The sequence below is a fragment of the Rhodanobacter sp. UC4437_H4 genome, assembly GCF_052978425.1.
The window spans coordinates 983,803-999,844 of record NZ_CM129673.1 but is presented as its reverse complement, the minus strand read 5'-3'; the positions used below and the strand labels follow the sequence as shown (position 1 = coordinate 999,844).

The window sequence follows — 16,042 nt, the reverse complement described above, 5'->3', positions numbered from 1 at the left end:
CTCCCATGCGCATCGCCTTCGTTGCCAGTGACACCAGTGTCGCCCAGCAGGCGAGGCGCAAGCTGGTCGAGCGCTATGGCGACGTGCCGGCAGTCGAGGCGGAGCTGATCGTGGCGCTGGGTGGCGATGGCTTCATGCTGCGCACCCTGCACCTGCACCACGCGCTGGACGTGCCGGTATACGGCATGAAACTGGGGCGGGTCGGCTTCCTGATGAACAAGCACAAGCTCGACGGCCTGCCCGAGCGGGTGGCGCGCGCGCACGCGGCGGAACTGCATCCGCTGGAGATGCTGGTCACCGACGCGGACGGCACCAGCCACCGGGCGCAGGCGTTCAACGAAGTGTCCCTGCTGCGCCAGAGCAACCAGGCCGCGCACCTGGAAGTGAAGCTCAACGAGACGGTCAAGCTGCCCAACCTGGTCTGCGACGGCATCATGGTTGCCACGCCGGCCGGCTCCACCGCCTACAACCTCTCCGCGCACGGGCCGATCCTGCCGCTGGACGCGAACGTGCTTGCGCTCACCCCGATCAGCCCGTTCCGCCCACGCCGCTGGCGTGGCGCGATCCTGCCGCACCGCACCCAGGTCACGCTGCGCATTCTCGATCCGGGCAAGCGTCCGGTCAGCGCCACCGCCGATTTCCATGAAGTGCGCGACGTGCGCGAGGTGGTCGTGCGCCAGGCCGAAGGACGCGGCGTGCGCCTGCTGTTCGACCCGGAGCACAACCTGGAGCAGCGCATCCTGGACGAGCAGTTCGCCGCGGAATGAGAGGTGAGTGGAGAGGAGTGAGAAGTGAGAGAAGGCCGACTCCGCTGTTGCTCGCTCTCGCTCCTCACTCCTCTGCACTCACTCCTCGCCCTTTGCGGTAGATTCGCGGCATGAGCCAGCCAACCGTCCACGATCCCGTATCCACCACCGACAACCGCCTGGTCGTCGCCATCTCCTCGCGCGCGCTGTTCGACCTCGGCGACAGCCACGCGCTGTTCGAGCGCGACGGCCTCGACGCCTACCGCGCGTTCCAGATCGAGCACGAGGAGGACATCCTGCGACCCGGCGTGGCGTTCCCGCTGGTGCAGAAGCTGCTGGGCCTCAACAAGCTGGCCGGCGACGTGCCGCCGGTCGAGGTGATCCTGCTGTCGCGCAACTCGGGCGACACCGGCCTGCGCATTTTCAACGCGATCCAGCATTACGGCCTGGAAATCAGCCGCGCCGCGTTCACCAGCGGCGCGCCCACCTCCGACTACATCGCGCCGTTCAAGGCCGACCTGTTCCTCTCGGCCAACGCCGAGGACGTCGGCCGCGCGCTGGCCGCCGGCGTGGCTGCGGCGACGATCCTGCCCAGCACCGCGCCGCCGCGCATGAGCGAGCAACTGCGCATCGCGTTCGACGGCGACGCCGTGATCTTCGGTGATGAGGGCGAGCGTGTCTCGCGCGAGGAAGGCCTGGAAGCCTTCCATCGCAGCGAAACCGAACACGCCGCCGAACCGTTGTCGGTGGGCCCGTTCCGCGGCTTCCTCACCGCGCTGCATCACCTGCAGACCGCGTTCCCGGCCGAGGACTCGCCGATCCGCACCGCCTTGGTGACCGCCCGTTCCGCGCCCGCGCACAAACGCGTCATCCTCACCTTGCGCAAGTGGGGCGTGCGCATCGATGAGGCGCTGTTCCTCGGTGGCCGCGACAAGGGGCCGTTCCTCGACGCGTTCGGCGCCGACATCTTCTTCGACGACTCGCCGGCGAACGTGGAGTCCGCGCGCAAGCACGTGGCGACCGGGCACGTGCCGCACGGGGTCAGCAACCGCTGAGCGCGGTGCCGGCAGCGAATGGCGCGCCGGCTTACGCGCCGCGCCATCCCTCGAACCCGGTGAACATGGCCGCGGCGATCAGCAAGGCGCCCACGCAACGGGTCGCCAGCATTCCGGCCTTCGGCTTGCCTTGCAGCCATGCGCGGGCGCGGTCGGCCATCAGCGCCAGTCCGCCGTACACGCACAGCTGGTTGAGCGCGATGATCAGCCACAGCACCAGCGCCTGCATCGCGATCGGGCCATGCTCCGGGCGCAGGAACTGCGGAAAGACCGCCAGCATGAACAGGTAGGCCTTGGGGTTGAGCAGGCAGGTCAGCATGCCCTGGCGGAACGTCGCCGCGTGCGAGCGCCGCGAGGCATCCGGCTGCAGGGCCGGCGCGGCGTCGCTGCGCATCAGCGAAAGGCCGATCCAGGCGATGTACAGCGCGCCGGCCAGCAGCAGCGCGTTGAATGCACCAGGGACCAATTCCAGCAGCACGCTGATGCCCAGCGCGGTCATCACGACATGGCACACGCCGCCGGCGACGATGCCGGCCAGCGCAGCGAAGCCGCGGCGGCGGCCGCCTGCCAGCGTGCTGCCCAGCACGAAGGCCATGTCCAGGCCGGGCAGCACCATGATGCCGAAGACCAGTGCGAAGAACAGCCACAGTTGCTCGACGTGGTTCATGGTGAAACCCCGGCGCCCGCGCCGGCAAGCCAGCGCAGGCGCGAGCGTGGGGTCGGGTCCATCACCACGCGTTCCGGCGCGCCGCGCAGGAGGCCACTGGCGGCGAGCGTGCGTTCGGCCGCGGCCAGCCGTGGCGCGAGTCGCTCATCCAGCGTTGCGTTGTCGCGAACCACGCCGAGCCATACGAGGAACGGACCGTCGGTGCGTATCGGCAACTGCGGGAAGTTGTTCGGCACATCCAGCGACACCAGCACGCCGGCCGGGTGCACGCCCTCGATGCGGTAGCCGGCGAACGCGGCCTCGGCCTGTTTCGCGAAGGCCTCCTCGCTGCCTTTCTTCACCGCGAAGATCTGCGCCACCACGATGCCTTGCGCGCCGCGCTCCTCGGTCACCGGGTCGACCGCCGGCAGCACGCTGATGCCGTGTTCCGGATGCAGCGGGCGCAGCAGCATCACGTTGTCGCTGTCCGGCAGGATCGCGTTGACCTTGATCCGGTGTTCCTTCCACAGCGGCCCGTAGTAGAACGCCGCATTGACGATCGGGCGTGCATTGATGTCGTGGAAGCCGCGCAGCCAGGTGAAGCGGTTCGGTTGCCCGCGCTCGGTGAACTGGCCGAACACCATCGCGCCCAGCTGCTCGAAGGCCTCCGGGAAATACGCGTCGAAGTACTTGACGAAGTGCGCCAGCTCGCCGTCTGCGGTGACGTAGCGGCGGAATTCGACGACCTGGTAGTCCTTGAGGTGCTGCACGCTTTCCATCATGGGGGCCTCGTTCGCGGGTTTGCCGTGTGCCGACATGGCTGCACCGAACGCGATGCCCGCGACGATGCCGGGTAACAGTCGCTTGAAGTGGTTCATGGGTATCCCTGGCCTGGACGCCGGGTGGCGCAGGACACACGCTAAAACCCATACAGGGCAAATTGCGCCCTGATTTGTCGCTACCATGGCCGCCATGGCCAAACCCACCACGCGCGTGCTGGCGGTGCTCGACCTGCTGCAGAGCCACGGCCGCATGAGCGGCCCCGAACTGGCGCGCCGGGTCGGCGTCGACGTGCGCACGCTGCGGCGCTACATCGTGATGCTGGAGGACCTCGGCATCCCGCTCACCACCGAGCGCGGCCGCCACGGTGCCTACATGCTGGTCGCCGGCTTCAGGCTGCCGCCGATGATGTTCACCAACGACGAGGCGGTGGCGCTGTCGGTGGGCATGGTGGCGGCGCGCGGACTGGGCCTGGCCGAGGCGGCGCCGGCGGTGGAAAGCGTGCAGGCGAAACTGGCGCGGGTGATGCCCGATGGCCTGAAGCGCCACGTGCGCGCGATCGCCGATACGGTCAAGGTCGATATGCTGCCGGCCACAATCATGCCGACCAGCAACGCCGCGCTGATCACGCTGACCACCGCGGCGCAGGCACAGCAGCGGGTGCGCATGAGTTACGACTCGGCCCAGGGCAGCCACACCGAACGCGAGTTCGATCCGTACGGCCTGGCCTGGCGCGGCGGTGCCTGGTACGCGCTGGGCATGTGCCAACTGCGCCACGGGCTGCGCTCGTTCCGGCTGGACCGGATGGGCCAGGTGACCTTGCTGGACCACCATTTCGAGCGGCCCGACGATTTCGATGCGCTGGAGCATCTGGTGCAGGGCATCGCCGGCATGCCACGCGGCCGCGACATCGAGGTGTTGCTGCATGCGGACCTGCCGACCGCACGGCGCGCGTTCTCGCTGGGCTTTGGCCTGCTGGAGCCACTGGATCGCGGCGTGTTGTTGCGCAGCAGCGCCGATGACCTGGCCTGGTTTGCCCGCCAGCTCGCCGCGGTGCCGTTCGATTTCGAGATCCGCACGCCATCGGCATTGCGTGCCGAGCTGGCGCGCTGCGCCGTGCGCCTGCAGAAGCTGGCTAGATCATCCGTACGCGCTTCCACCAGCGCGTCACCTGCTCCTCGCGCACGAAGGTGAACAGGCCGGCGCCCAGGATGATCGCGATGCCGGTCGCCATGGGCCAGTCCAGCCGGTCATGGAAGACCACGTAGCCGAGCAGCACGGCCCACAGCATCTGGCTGTACTGGGTTGGTGCGACGTGGTTCGCCGGCGCTATTTGCGTGGCCAGCATCAGCAGCACGGAGCCGAGTGCGGCGAGCAGGCCGTAGCCCAGCAGCAGGCCCCACTGGGCGAGGTCCGGCCAGCGGAAGTTGGCCAGCATCAGCAGGCCGGCCACCAGCATCGAGCCGACCATGCCGGCGCCGTACAAGGTGACGCGTTTCTCGTGCGGCCCGGCCATGCGCAGCGCGATCATCGAGACGGCGCCGGAAAGCCCGCACACGATCGCCGCCAGATGCCCGATGCCCAGCACGCGGAAGCCCGGCCGCAGCACCACCAGCACGCCGACGAAACCGGCCACCACCGCCGACCAGCGGCGCCAGCCCACGGCTTCCTTCAGCACCAGCACCGACAGGATGGTGACGAAGATCGGCAGCAGGAAGATCAGCGCGAACGCCTCGGCCATCGGCAGCGCGGTGAACGCCATCACCGCCGCGATGCTGCCCATCGCGCTGGCGAGCGCACGTACCAGCCACAGGCCGGGGCGCTGCGCCCGCACCACGTCGCGCCAGCGGTCGTCGCTTCCCTTGATGAAGGGCAGGGCCGTCAGCCCCAGCGCGGCGCCGAAAAACACGGCCTCGTAGGCCGGCAGCGAGCCGCGCAGCGACTTCACGAACGCGTCGCTGGCGGCGAAGGCGGCAAAAGCCATGAAGCCGAGCAAGACACCTTTGAACATGGATTTTCGGGGGGGCAGATGTGCGGCGGAGAGAGGGGCCGGGACAGGCGCGCTCCATACGCACCCGTCGGGGCCGCCCGGCCTGTGCGGGCGCATGGGTCGCGCTACAATACCGGCTTTTACGCGCCCCCTCTGGAGCTTCCATGGCTGTCCGTCTGAATCCGCTCGATCTGTACGATGTCCGCGCGCTGCTCAGCGACGAGGAGCGCATGGTGCAGGATTCCGTCGGCCGCTTCGTCGACGAGCGCGTGCTGCCGATCATCGGCGACTGCTTCGACCAGGGCCGCTTCCCGAAGGAGCTGATCCCCGAGATCGCCGGTCTGGGCCTGCTCGGCGCGACGATCCCCGAGCAGTACGGCGGCGGCGGCATGAACGGCGTCAGCTACGGCCTGATCTGCCAGGAGCTGGAGCGCGGCGATTCGGGCCTGCGCAGCTTCGCCTCGGTTCAGAGCTCGCTGTGCATGTACCCGATCTTCGCCTACGGCAGCGAGGAGCAGAAGCAGCAGTACCTGCCGCGGATGTCGGCCGGCGAAGTGATCGGCTGCTTCGGCCTGACCGAACCGCATGGCGGCTCCGATCCGGCCAACATGAAGACCAACGCGAAGAAGGACGGCGGCGATTGGGTCATCAACGGCGCCAAGATGTGGATCACCAACGGCAACCTGGCGCACATCGCGATCGTCTGGGCGCAGACCGACGACGGCATCCAGGGCTTCGTGGTGCCGACCGACACGGCCGGCTTCAAGGCGCAGGAAATCCACAAGAAGATGAGCCTGCGCGCCTCGGTCACCAGCGCGCTGTTCTTCGACAACGTGCGCGTGCCGGACAGCGCGCGGCTGCCGAACGTGAAGGGCCTGAAGGGCCCGCTCGGCTGCCTGACCCAGGCGCGCTACGGCATCACCTGGGGTCCGATCGGTGCGGCGCAGGCCTGCCTGAAGGAAGTGCTCGACTACACCGCCGAGCGCATGCTGTTCGGCAAGCCGCTCGCCTCCAACCAGGCGATCCAGCTGAAGATGGCCGACATGGCCAGGCGCATCACCACCGCGCAGCTGCTGTCGCTGCAACTCGGTCGCCTCAAGGATGCCGGCAAGATGCAGCCGACCCAGGTGTCGCTGGCCAAGTGGAACAACTGCCGCATGGCGATCGACATCGCGCGCCAGTGCCGCGACATCCTCGGCGGTGCCGGCATCACCACCGAGCACTCGGCCATCCGCCATGCGCTGAACCTGGAATCGGTAATCACCTACGAGGGCACCGAGACCGTGCACGAGCTGGTGGTCGGCCGCGAGCTGACGGGGATCAACGCGTTCTGAGGCATGGCGCCAGGTGCCTTCCCGGCTCGTCATCCCGGCGAAAGCCGGGAGCCAGTGCCTTTCCCCATGCCGGAAACACTGGATGACCAGCTTCGCTGTGGTGAAGCTTCTCCGGCGTTCGCCGGAGTGACGGCGCCAGGCATCGCCGCTTAGGCCGGAGTGTTGTATGGGTTGGCAAGACATCCGCATTGAAACCGATCGCCTCATCCTCCGCCCGACCCGGCCGGAGGATTTCGAGGGCTGGGCGACGCTGATGGCCGACGCGGAGAACGCACGCCACATCGGTGGCCCGCAGCCACGGGCAGTGGCGTGGCGCGGCTTCCTGTCCATGGCGGGGGCCTGGGCGATGCAGGGCTTCGGCATGTTTTCGGTGATCGAGAAAAGCAGCGGCCGATGGATCGGACGGCTCGGGCCGTGGTGTCCGGAAGGCTGGCCCGGCACCGAAGTGGGCTGGGGCTTGTTGCGCGATGCCTGGGGCAAGGGTTATGCGACGGAAGGTTCGGTGGCGGCGATCGACTGGGCCTTTGCCCAGTTGGGCTGGACCGAGGTGATCCACACCATTGCGCCGGACAACCTTGCATCGCAAAGCGTCGCGCGCCGACTCGGCTCAAGCCTGATCGGTCCCGGCCGCCTGCCCGAACCGTTCCAGGATCTGCCGGTGGAGATCTGGGGGCAGAGTCGCGAAGCCTGGGAACGCCGCCGCGCATGAGCCATCTCTCGCCCGCGCTGTATGCCACCCTGGCCGACGTGGTGCCCGATCTGCACGTGCACTGCGCCGATCCGTGGTGCCTGATCGGCAGCGTCGCGGCGTTGGTGCTTGGTGCCGAGGTCAGCGTGGCCGACGTGGACGTGCTGACCTCGCGCGCCGATGCGGACACGCTGATGCAGGTGTGGGCGCAGCAGCGCGAACCCGCATTCGCGCCACCGGATGGCGACCGCTTCCGCTCGCATTTCGCCCGCTTCCGTTTTCCCGGCGCGCCGGTCGAGGTGATGGGCGGGCTTGAACTCCACCTCGACGGTCGCTGGCAGCCCGTGGCGCCGGGCAAGCTGGTGCTCGCCGGCGTGAACGGCCTCGCCGTGCCGGTACCGTGCATCGACGACCAGATCCGCCTGCTCGAAAGTTTCGGTCGCGAGAAGGACCTGCGGCGCGCCGCCGTGCTGCGCGCGCTGCGGGTACCGGCTTTTCCCTTGCCTGTTGTTTCATCCCGCTGAGCGACTCCGTTGTCGCCGGCCACCACTGACGAATCCGCCATGACCGCCATTCCGTTTGCCATCAGTTCCCGCCACAAGGGCTTCAACCGCGCCGAAGTGGTCGACCAGAACTTCATCGAGTTCGTGCAGCTGTGGCGCGGCGACGTGCATGCCGCACCGCGTGACGGCGAGGCGGTGCTGCCGGGCAGCGCGCTGGATGCGCGCGGGTTCCGCGAGCTGTTCGAATCGCAGCTGATCTCGCGCCACCTCGACCTGATGGCGCGCGTGCTGCGCGTGCAGAACAAGGTGTTCTACACCATCGGTTCGTCCGGCCACGAAGGCAACGCGATGGTGGCGCGGCTGACCCGCCACACCGATCCGGCCTTCCTGCATTACCGCTCCGGCGGTTTCATGGCCGAGCGCTTCCGCAAGATTCCGGGGATGGACCCGGTGATGGATTCGGCGCTGTCCTTCGCCGCCAGCAAGGACGACCCGGCTTCCGGCGGCCGCCACAAGGTGTGGGGCAGCAAGCCGCTGTGGGTGCTGCCGCAGACCTCGACGATCGCTTCGCACCTGCCCAAGGCGCTGGGCACTGCGGTGGCGATCGAGCAGGCGCGGCGGATCGGCCACCAGCTGCCGATTCCCGACGACAGCATCGCGATCTGCTCGTTCGGCGATGCCTCCAGCAACCATGCCACCGCGCAGACCGCGTTCAATACCGCGGCGTGGACGGCGTACCAGAAGCTGCCCGCGCCCGTGCTGTTCGTGTGCGAGGACAACGGCATCGGCATCTCGGTGAAGACGCCGAGCGGCTGGATTGCGGCCAACTACCAGCATCGTGCCAATCTCGACTATTTCTTCGCGAACGGCCTGGACCTCGCCGAAGGCTACGCCCAGGTGCAGCGTGCGGTGGAGCATTGCCGCGGCACGCGCCGGCCGACCTTCCTGCACCTCAAGACCACCCGCGTGATGGGCCACGCCGGCACCGATTTCGAGATCGAGTGGCGCTCGATCGAGGAGCTGTTCGCGGTGGAGGCGACCGACCCGCTGCTGCGCTCGGCCGGCATCGCGCTGGCGTCCGGCCTGTATTCGAAGGATGAATTGCTGAACCTGTACGAGGCCACCCGCAGGCGCTGCTTCGCCGCTGCCGAGGACGCGGATTCGCGCCATCGGCTGACCTCGCTGGAGGACGTGATGGCCCCGCTGGCGCCGTACACGCCGGCCGCGGTGAAGGCCGAGGCCACGCGTGCCGACTACGCGCAGAAGCGCCTGGCCGTATTCGGCGGCGAGGCGAAGCTGCCGGAGAAACTGCCGCCGCGGCACCTGGCGATCCAGATCGGCCAGGCCCTGCACGACTTGCTGGCGAAGTATCCCGAGGCGCTGCTGTTCGGCGAGGACGTGGCGCAGAAGGGCGGCGTGTACACCGTCACCAAGGGCCTCAACAAGACCTTCAAGGGCAGCCGCGTGTTCAACACGCTGCTCGATGAAACGATGATCCTGGGCCTGGCCCAGGGCTACGCGAACATGGGCATGCTGCCGCTGCCGGAGATCCAGTACCTGGCGTACTTCCACAACGCCTGCGACCAGATCCGCGGCGAGGCGGCGTCGCTGCAGTTCTTCTCCAACGGCCAGTACCGCAACCCGATGGTGATGCGGGTCGCGTCGATGGGCTACCAGAAGGGCTTCGGCGGCCACTTCCACAACGACAATTCGATCACCGCGCTGCGCGACATTCCCGGCCTGGTGGTGGGTTGCCCGAGCCGCGGCGACGACGCGGCAATGATGCTGCGCACGCTGATGGCGCTGGCCAAGGTCGACGGTCGCGTGTGCGCCTTCCTCGAGCCGATCGCGCTGTACATGACCAAGGACCTGTACGAGGCCGGCGACGGCCAGTGGCAGTTCGACTATCCGGCGCCGGACCAGGCGATGACGCTGGGCGAGGGCCGCATCTACAACGACGCGGCGAACGACCTGGTGGTGTTCACCTTCGGCAACGGCGTGCCGATGGCGCTGCGCGCCGCGCGCACGATCGAAGCGGAACTGAAGTGGAAGGTACGCGTGGTCGACCTGCGCTGGCTGGCGCCGCTAAACGACGCCTTCATCGCGGCGCAGGCGAAGACCGCCAAACGCATCCTGGTGCTGGACGAAGGCCGCAAGAGCGCCGGCGTGGGCGAGGGCGTGATCACCGCGATCGTCGAAGGCGGCTGCGGCGCCACTCCGATCAAGCGCGTGGTCGGCGCCGACACCTTCACCCCGCTGGCCGGGGCGGCGCTGCTGGTGCTTCCGGGCGAGGCCGACATGGTGGCGGCAGCGCACGCGCTCGTCGGCTAGGCATGCTCTGACCACGTCTTTGCCCGTCGTTCCCGCGAGGCGCGTTTCAACAGTCGAAGGGCTGGTCGAGCTTGTCGCTGTCCGGCATCGTACCGTCACGCCGCTGGGTCAAGTACGGCAGGATCGGTGGCCGTGACCGGGCATCGAAGCCATCGCCTCCCGCAGGAGCCCACTCGCGGGCGATGCCTTTGGGGTCGGGATCGGGATTTGTAAGAGCCAACGCATCGCCCGCGCGCGGGCTCCCGTGACCATCGGCCGCGAGTGGGTCAGGATCGTGACTGGACAAACGCGCGCCTCCGCCGGGGTGACGACTTGTTCAGACCTTCGCTGGCTGGCGCGCCGCGCTTCAGCGATCCTCGCGCCGCGTCTCCACCACGCGCAGGCGCTTTTCGCCGGCGGCGTGCGCGGAGCGGTTGGTGAATTCGTCCATGCACACGCGATTGCGGCCGCGCAGCTTGGCGCGATACATCGCCTGGTCGGCGCGGTCGATCAGCAATTCGAGCGTGTCGCCGCGCTGGCGCATGGCCACGCCGATGCTGACGCTGAGCAGTTGCTGCTCGTCGCGCACCGGAATCTCCAGCCGGTGCACGCGGCGGCAAAGACGGGTGGCCACCTGCATCGCCTCCTGCGCGTCGATGCCGTCGAGCATTGCCACGAACTCCTCGCCGCCGTAGCGGCCGAACAGATCGCCCGGCCGCAGTTCCGCGCTGAGCGTGGTGGCCACCGCCACCAGCGCGCGGTCGCCGGTGTTGTGGCCGTGGTGGTCGTTGAGCTGCTTGAAGTGATCCAGGTCGAGGAACAGCACGGCGATCGAAGGCGCCTGGCTGCTGGCCAGCAGCGCTTCGGCACGCTCGGTCCAGGCACGGCGGTTGAGCAGGCGGGTGAGCGCGTCGTGGTCGGCCAGCACCTGCACCACGTCGCGATCCTGGCGCAGTTGCAGCGCGCGATCGGCCAGGCCCAGCGACAGCACCATCGCCTCGAAGGCGCCGCCGGCGAGGCTGAGATCGTTGAGCCAGTCGATGCGGGGCAGGGCGCCGTTGACCTGGGCGCTGGTCAGCGCGGTCAGCAGCAGCAACGGCGTCCAGCCGGCGAGGAAAAACCAGGCCTGGCGCGAGCCGCGCAGCGCGGCGATTGCCCCGGCCACCAGCAACAGCAGCGCGCCGATCATCAGCAACGGGTTGAGCAGGGCCTGTGCCATCGAGACCAGCAACGGGATGCCGCTGCAGCGCATCAGCACCAGCTGGATCATGCCCACGGCCACGGCGATCACCGGCACCTGCAGCAGCCGGGCATGGCGGCGCAGGTCGCAGAACCGCATCATGAACAGCGAGGCGAACGTCACCGACAAGGCCACCGCCACTGCGCCGACCATGGTGCTGGAGTCGACCAGCCATTGCCAGCGCAGCGGATGGAACACGAAACCGGTCTGCATGCCCTGGATCAGGGCGTAGCAGACGATGTAGCCGGCATACCAGGCGTAGGTGATGTCGCGCAGCATCAGCGAGAAGAACAACGCCATCATCACCATCGCCAGCATCACCGCGAAGCAGATGCTGGCGAACACCAGCCACTGGGTGTCGCGCTGCAGATACTCGTCCCACGACAGGATGCGAAAGCGGATCGGCGCGCTGACGGTTTGCGTCGGTTCCACGCGCAGCAGGATCGGCGTGGATGCGGACAGGTCCGCCGGCACGCGCCATGCCAGCCGGCCGTGGCCGTGGCCGTGGGCGCTGAAATCGTTCATCGCCAATCGATGCACCCGGTCGCCGTGGAACACGCTGATCGCACCCATCGGCGCCGGGTACACGGTGAGCACGCGATCCTCGTTGTTCCACGGCGGCTGCGCCGCGATCACCACCCAGCTGCCCAGCTCGTTGCGCGGAAAGCGTTGCAGCATGGACGGGTCGAAACTCTTCATGCGGCCGGCGTGGTAGGCGTCCATCACGCCCTGTGGCGTGTCACCGGCGACAACTTCCTGCCAGGCCCCATTCAGCGGCATGCCGTCGGCATGGGCTGCGCCGATCCCGAGCAGCAGCAAGCCGAGCCCCAGCATCCATGCGCGGATGCGTTGGCGGTGGCGTGCTGAAAATGTGACCGGCTTCTCCACTCGGCTTTCCCTGTTCTGCGCGACTTGCGGGGGAGCACGCGCGCAGGGCTTTTCTGTGGCCCGTGAGTCGATTTGTCCGTGGATACTGGCCTGCAGGGGTGCAAAGAAGGCCAACCTCCAACGCTGCACGATGTAAAGCCAGGATGTCAAGCACGGGTCATGCCATGTCGTGGCTTGCCGGGAGAGGCGGCCGGCGGCGGCGGGGAGGGCGGGGCGATGCTCTGATGGTCCAGGAGAACGGCCTGCAGGGACCAAAGCGGACGCTTTGGGTCACTCCCGACACCCGGGTCGGCAAGGTGATTCCGGCAGCCCGGTCGTGGCTTCCCTGCCGACGGAGGAGTCTGAGCTTGCCGCGCTCAGCGCGGGCGACGCGCGCCCAGCAGCGCCAGCACGTCCTGTGCGCTGCGGATGCGTTCGCTGGCGCCGGGCAGGTCCAGGATCACCTTCAGCTTGTCCTGGCCATCCAGTTTGTAGACGCGCGGCTGGGTCTGGATCAGCTTGATGATGGCCAGCGGATCGACCTCCGGCTTCTCGCGGAACACGATGCGGCCGCCGTTGGCGCCGAAGTCGAGTTTGCGAATGCCCAGCGGCGTGGCCATCAGTTTCAGGCTGGCCACGGCGAACAACTGCTTCGTCGGTTCGGGCAGCAGGCCGAAGCGGTCGATCATCTCCACCTGCAAGTCGCGCAGGTCATCCTCGCTGCGGGCGCTGGCGATGCGCTTGTACAGGGTCAGGCGCGTGTGCACGTCGCCGAGGTAATCGTCGGGAATCAGCGCGGGCAGGTGCAGTTCGACCTCGGTTTCGTGCTCGGAGCTCAGGTCGAAATCCGGCACTTTGCCCGACTTCAGCGCGCGCACCGCGCGGTCCAGCAATTCGGTGTACAGGCCGAAGCCGATCTCCTGGATCTGGCCGGATTGTTCGTCGCCGAGCAGCTCGCCGGCGCCGCGGATTTCCAGGTCGTGCGTGGCCAGGGTGAAGCCGGCGCCGAGTTCTTCCAGCGAGGCGAGGGCCTCCAGCCGTTTCTGCGCATCGGCGGTGATCGACTTGCGGTCGGGCACCACCAGATAGGCATAGGCGCGATGGTGCGAGCGACCGACGCGGCCGCGCAGCTGGTGCAGCTGGGCCAGGCCGAAGCGGTCGGCGCGGTCGATGATGATGGTGTTGGCGGTGGGGATGTCGATGCCGGTTTCGATGATGGTGGTGCACACCAGCACGTTGAAGCGCTGGCGGTGGAAATCCGCCATCACGCCTTCCAGCTCGCGCTCGGGCATCTGGCCGTGGGCGATGCGGATGCGCGCCTCGGGTACCAGCTCCTCAAGCTCGCGCACGGTGCGCTCGATGCTCTGCACCTCGTTGTGCAGGAAGTACACCTGGCCGCCGCGCGACAGCTCGCGCTGCAGCGCCTCGCGGATCGTCGCCGGGTCCCACGCAGAGATGAAGGTGCGCACGGCGCTGCGGTGCGCCGGCGGGGTGGCGATCAGCGACAGATCGCGCAAACCGGCCATCGCCATGTTCAGCGTGCGCGGGATCGGCGTGGCGGTCATCGTCAGCAGATCCACCTCGGCACGCAGCTTCTTCAGCTGTTCCTTCTGGCGCACGCCGAAACGTTGCTCCTCGTCGACGATGACCAGGCCAAGGTTCTTGAACTTGATGTCCGACTGCAGCAGCTTGTGCGTGCCCACGATCACGTCGATCTGGCCGTCGGCCAGGCGCTTCAGCGCTTCGTTCACTTCCCTGGTGGACTTGAAGCGCGACAGCACATCCACGCGCACCGGCCAGTCGGCGAAGCGGTCGGCGAAGTTGCGGTAGTGCTGCTGGGCGAGCAGGGTGGTCGGCACCAGCACGGCGACCTGCTTGCCGGCGGTGGCGGTGGCGAAGGCGGCGCGCAGCGCGACCTCGGTCTTGCCGAAGCCGACGTCGCCGCAGATCACCCGGTCCATCGCGCGCGGCGCGGCGAGATCGTCCAGCACCGCCTCGATCGCGCTTTCCTGGTCGGGAGTTTCTTCGAACGGGAAGCTGGAGCCGAATTCCTCCACCAGCTGACGGTCGATCGGCAACGACTCGCCGCCGCGCGCCTGTCGCTGCGCGTAGATCGCCAGCAGCTCGGCGGCGACGTCGCGCACCTTCTCCGCCGCCTTGCGGCGCGCGCGCTCCCACGCGTCGCCGCCCAGCGAGTGCAGCGGCGCCAGCTCCGGCGCGGTGCCGGAGTAGCGGCTGACCAGGCCGAGCTGCGAGACCGGTACGTACAATTTGTCGCCCTTGGCGTATTCGATGGTGAGGAACTCGCCGGCCATGCCGCCGACGTCCATCGACAGCAGCCCCTGGTAGCGGCCCACGCCGTGATCCACGTGCACGATCGGCGCGCCGACGGTGAGTTCGGTGAGATCGCGGATGATCGTGTCGGGATCGCGCGCCGTGCCACGCCGGCGTTTGCGCTCGCGCTCGTTGCGCACGCGCTCGCCGTAAAGCTCGCGCTCGGTGAGCACGGTCAACACCGGTTTGGTCAGTGCAAAGCCCTGCTCAAGCGGTGCGATGGTGATGGCGAAGCGCGGGAGGTTTTGTTCGTCATTCCGGCTTTCACCGGGGTGACGAGCGAGAAAGGCCGACCAGTCATCGACGTGCTCGGGTTTCAGCCCCGCGCTTGCCAGCGTATCGACCAGCGCCTCGCGCCGTCCCGCCGAATCCGCCGCGATCAGCACGCGGCCCGGGTAGCCGGCGAGGAAATGCCGCAGCGAGGTGGCCGGCTCCTCGCCCTTGCGATTCAACGGCAGCTCCGGCGCCGGCTGGGTGCCGGTGTCGATGGCGTGCTCGTGGCCGGGCTCGACCACGTCCACGCGCAGGCGCTTGTTGAGCTGCTCGCGCAACTTGTCCGGCGGCAGGTACAGCTCGGCTGGCGGCAGTACCGGGCGCTCGATGTCATGCGCGCGCTGGTCGTAGCGCTCCAGTGTCTGTGCCCAGAACTGGTCGGCGGCTTCCCCGGCACCTTCGCCGAGCACGAACAGCGCGTCGTCGGCGAGGTAGTCGAACAGCGTGGAGGTCTGCCGGAAGAACAAGGGCAGGTAGTACTCGATGCCCCCGGGCGTGACGCCCTCCTTCATGTCCTGGTACAGCGGGCAGCGGCGCACGTCGATCGGGAAGCGCTCGCGCAGATTGGAGCGGAACTCCTTCGCCGCTTCCTCGGTGAGCGGAAACTCGCGGGCGGGCAACAACTCGACGCGTTCCACCTGCTGCTGCGAGCGCTGCGTCTCGGGATCGAAGCTGCGGATCGAGTCGACCTCGTCGTCGAACAACTCGATGCGGTACGGCTCGGCAGTGCCCATCGGAAAGATGTCCAGCAACGCGCCGCGCACCGCGAAGTCGCCCGGCTCGGCCACCTGCGGCACGTGGCGGTAACCGGACGCTTCCAGTCGGCGCTGCTCGGCGGCCAGGTCGAGCTGCTGACCCTTCGACATCACCAGGCCGGAGCCGGTGATGTGGGTACGCGGCGCGATCCGCTGCATCAGCGTGGCCACCGGCACCACCAGCACGCCGCGCTTGACGCCAGGCAGGCGATACAGCGTGGCGATGCGTTGCGAGACGATCTCCGGATGCGGACTGAACGCGTCGTAGGGCAACGTCTCCCAGTCCGGGAACTGCAGCACCGGCAGATCATCGGCAAAGATGCCCAGCTCCGCTTCCAGCGCCTGTGCGCGCTGGGTGTCGCGCGCCACCACCACCAGCAGGCCTTCATGCGTGCGCGCCGCCTCGGCCAGCAGCAAGGCGCGTGCCGAGCCGTGCGGCGGCAACCAGTAGCGGCGCTGCCTGGGTGTGGTGGGGAGGGGAGGATGCTTGATCGGGCTGGGCATAGCCGACAAGTGTAACG

The 16,042-nt window shown here is 68.2% G+C and carries 12 protein-coding genes; 7 read left to right on the top strand and 5 right to left on the bottom strand.

Features of this window, described 5'->3' with window-relative positions:
• Positions 1-5: 5 nt before the first annotated feature.
• Both ACVCL3_RS04900 and ACVCL3_RS04895 read left to right on the top strand, forming a co-directional pair.
• Positions 6-767: an NAD kinase gene (locus ACVCL3_RS04900; protein ID WP_447100578.1), complete on the top strand. Its 762-nt coding sequence runs from the start codon at positions 6-8 to the stop codon at positions 765-767.
• A gap of 110 nt (positions 768-877) precedes the next feature.
• A complete protein-coding gene (locus ACVCL3_RS04895; RefSeq protein WP_395117561.1) occupies positions 878-1,801 on the top strand; it encodes a 5'-nucleotidase in 924 nt (307 codons plus the stop codon).
• Between the two features lie 31 nt (positions 1,802-1,832).
• Here ACVCL3_RS04895 and ACVCL3_RS04890 read toward each other — a convergent pair whose 3' ends face one another.
• Positions 1,833-2,468, bottom strand: coding sequence for a LysE family translocator (locus ACVCL3_RS04890; protein ID WP_395117563.1), 636 nt, complete (start codon positions 2,466-2,468; stop codon positions 1,833-1,835).
• The gene (locus ACVCL3_RS04885; RefSeq protein WP_447100577.1) at positions 2,465-3,325 is read right to left on the bottom strand and encodes an NIPSNAP family protein; all 861 of its coding nucleotides are present in this window, start codon (positions 3,323-3,325) and stop codon (positions 2,465-2,467) included. Before ACVCL3_RS04885 ends, ACVCL3_RS04890 begins: the two co-directional genes overlap by 4 nt.
• A 94-nt stretch (positions 3,326-3,419) precedes the next feature.
• Between ACVCL3_RS04885 and ACVCL3_RS04880 the strand changes: the two genes are divergently transcribed.
• Positions 3,420-4,421 (top strand): helix-turn-helix transcriptional regulator, encoded by a 1,002-nt coding sequence (locus ACVCL3_RS04880; RefSeq protein ID WP_447100576.1) that lies wholly within the window; start codon positions 3,420-3,422, stop codon positions 4,419-4,421.
• On the opposite strand, the gene ACVCL3_RS04875 is transcribed toward ACVCL3_RS04880, so the two are convergent.
• Positions 4,363-5,238: a DMT family transporter gene (locus ACVCL3_RS04875; protein ID WP_395117569.1), complete on the bottom strand. Its 876-nt coding sequence runs from the start codon at positions 5,236-5,238 to the stop codon at positions 4,363-4,365. The genes ACVCL3_RS04880 and ACVCL3_RS04875 overlap by 59 nt on opposite strands.
• Positions 5,239-5,381: 143 nt before the next feature.
• On the opposite strand from ACVCL3_RS04875, the gene ACVCL3_RS04870 reads away from it, so the two are divergent.
• From ACVCL3_RS04870 to ACVCL3_RS04855, 4 genes are all read left to right on the top strand, one after another.
• Positions 5,382-6,551: an acyl-CoA dehydrogenase family protein gene (locus tag ACVCL3_RS04870; protein ID WP_395117571.1), complete on the top strand. Its 1,170-nt coding sequence runs from the start codon at positions 5,382-5,384 to the stop codon at positions 6,549-6,551.
• Between the two features lie 166 nt (positions 6,552-6,717).
• Positions 6,718-7,260, top strand: a complete 543-nt coding sequence (locus ACVCL3_RS04865; protein ID WP_395117573.1) for a GNAT family N-acetyltransferase — start codon at positions 6,718-6,720, stop codon at positions 7,258-7,260.
• Positions 7,257-7,763 (top strand): hypothetical protein, encoded by a 507-nt coding sequence (locus ACVCL3_RS04860; RefSeq protein WP_447100575.1) that lies wholly within the window; start codon positions 7,257-7,259, stop codon positions 7,761-7,763. Before ACVCL3_RS04865 ends, ACVCL3_RS04860 begins: the two co-directional genes overlap by 4 nt.
• 39 nt (positions 7,764-7,802) lie before the next feature.
• Entirely contained in the window at positions 7,803-10,073 is a 2,271-nt protein-coding gene (locus tag ACVCL3_RS04855; protein ID WP_447100574.1) for a thiamine pyrophosphate-dependent enzyme, read from the top strand.
• Between the two features lie 346 nt (positions 10,074-10,419).
• Here ACVCL3_RS04855 and ACVCL3_RS04850 read toward each other — a convergent pair whose 3' ends face one another.
• Positions 10,420-12,180: a GGDEF domain-containing protein gene (locus ACVCL3_RS04850; protein WP_395117579.1), complete on the bottom strand. Its 1,761-nt coding sequence runs from the start codon at positions 12,178-12,180 to the stop codon at positions 10,420-10,422.
• A 356-nt stretch (positions 12,181-12,536) separates the two neighbouring features.
• On the bottom strand, positions 12,537-16,025 hold the full coding sequence (gene mfd, locus ACVCL3_RS04845) for a transcription-repair coupling factor (protein WP_447101565.1): 3,489 nt from the start codon (positions 16,023-16,025) through the stop codon (positions 12,537-12,539).
• Positions 16,026-16,042 lie beyond the last annotated feature (17 nt).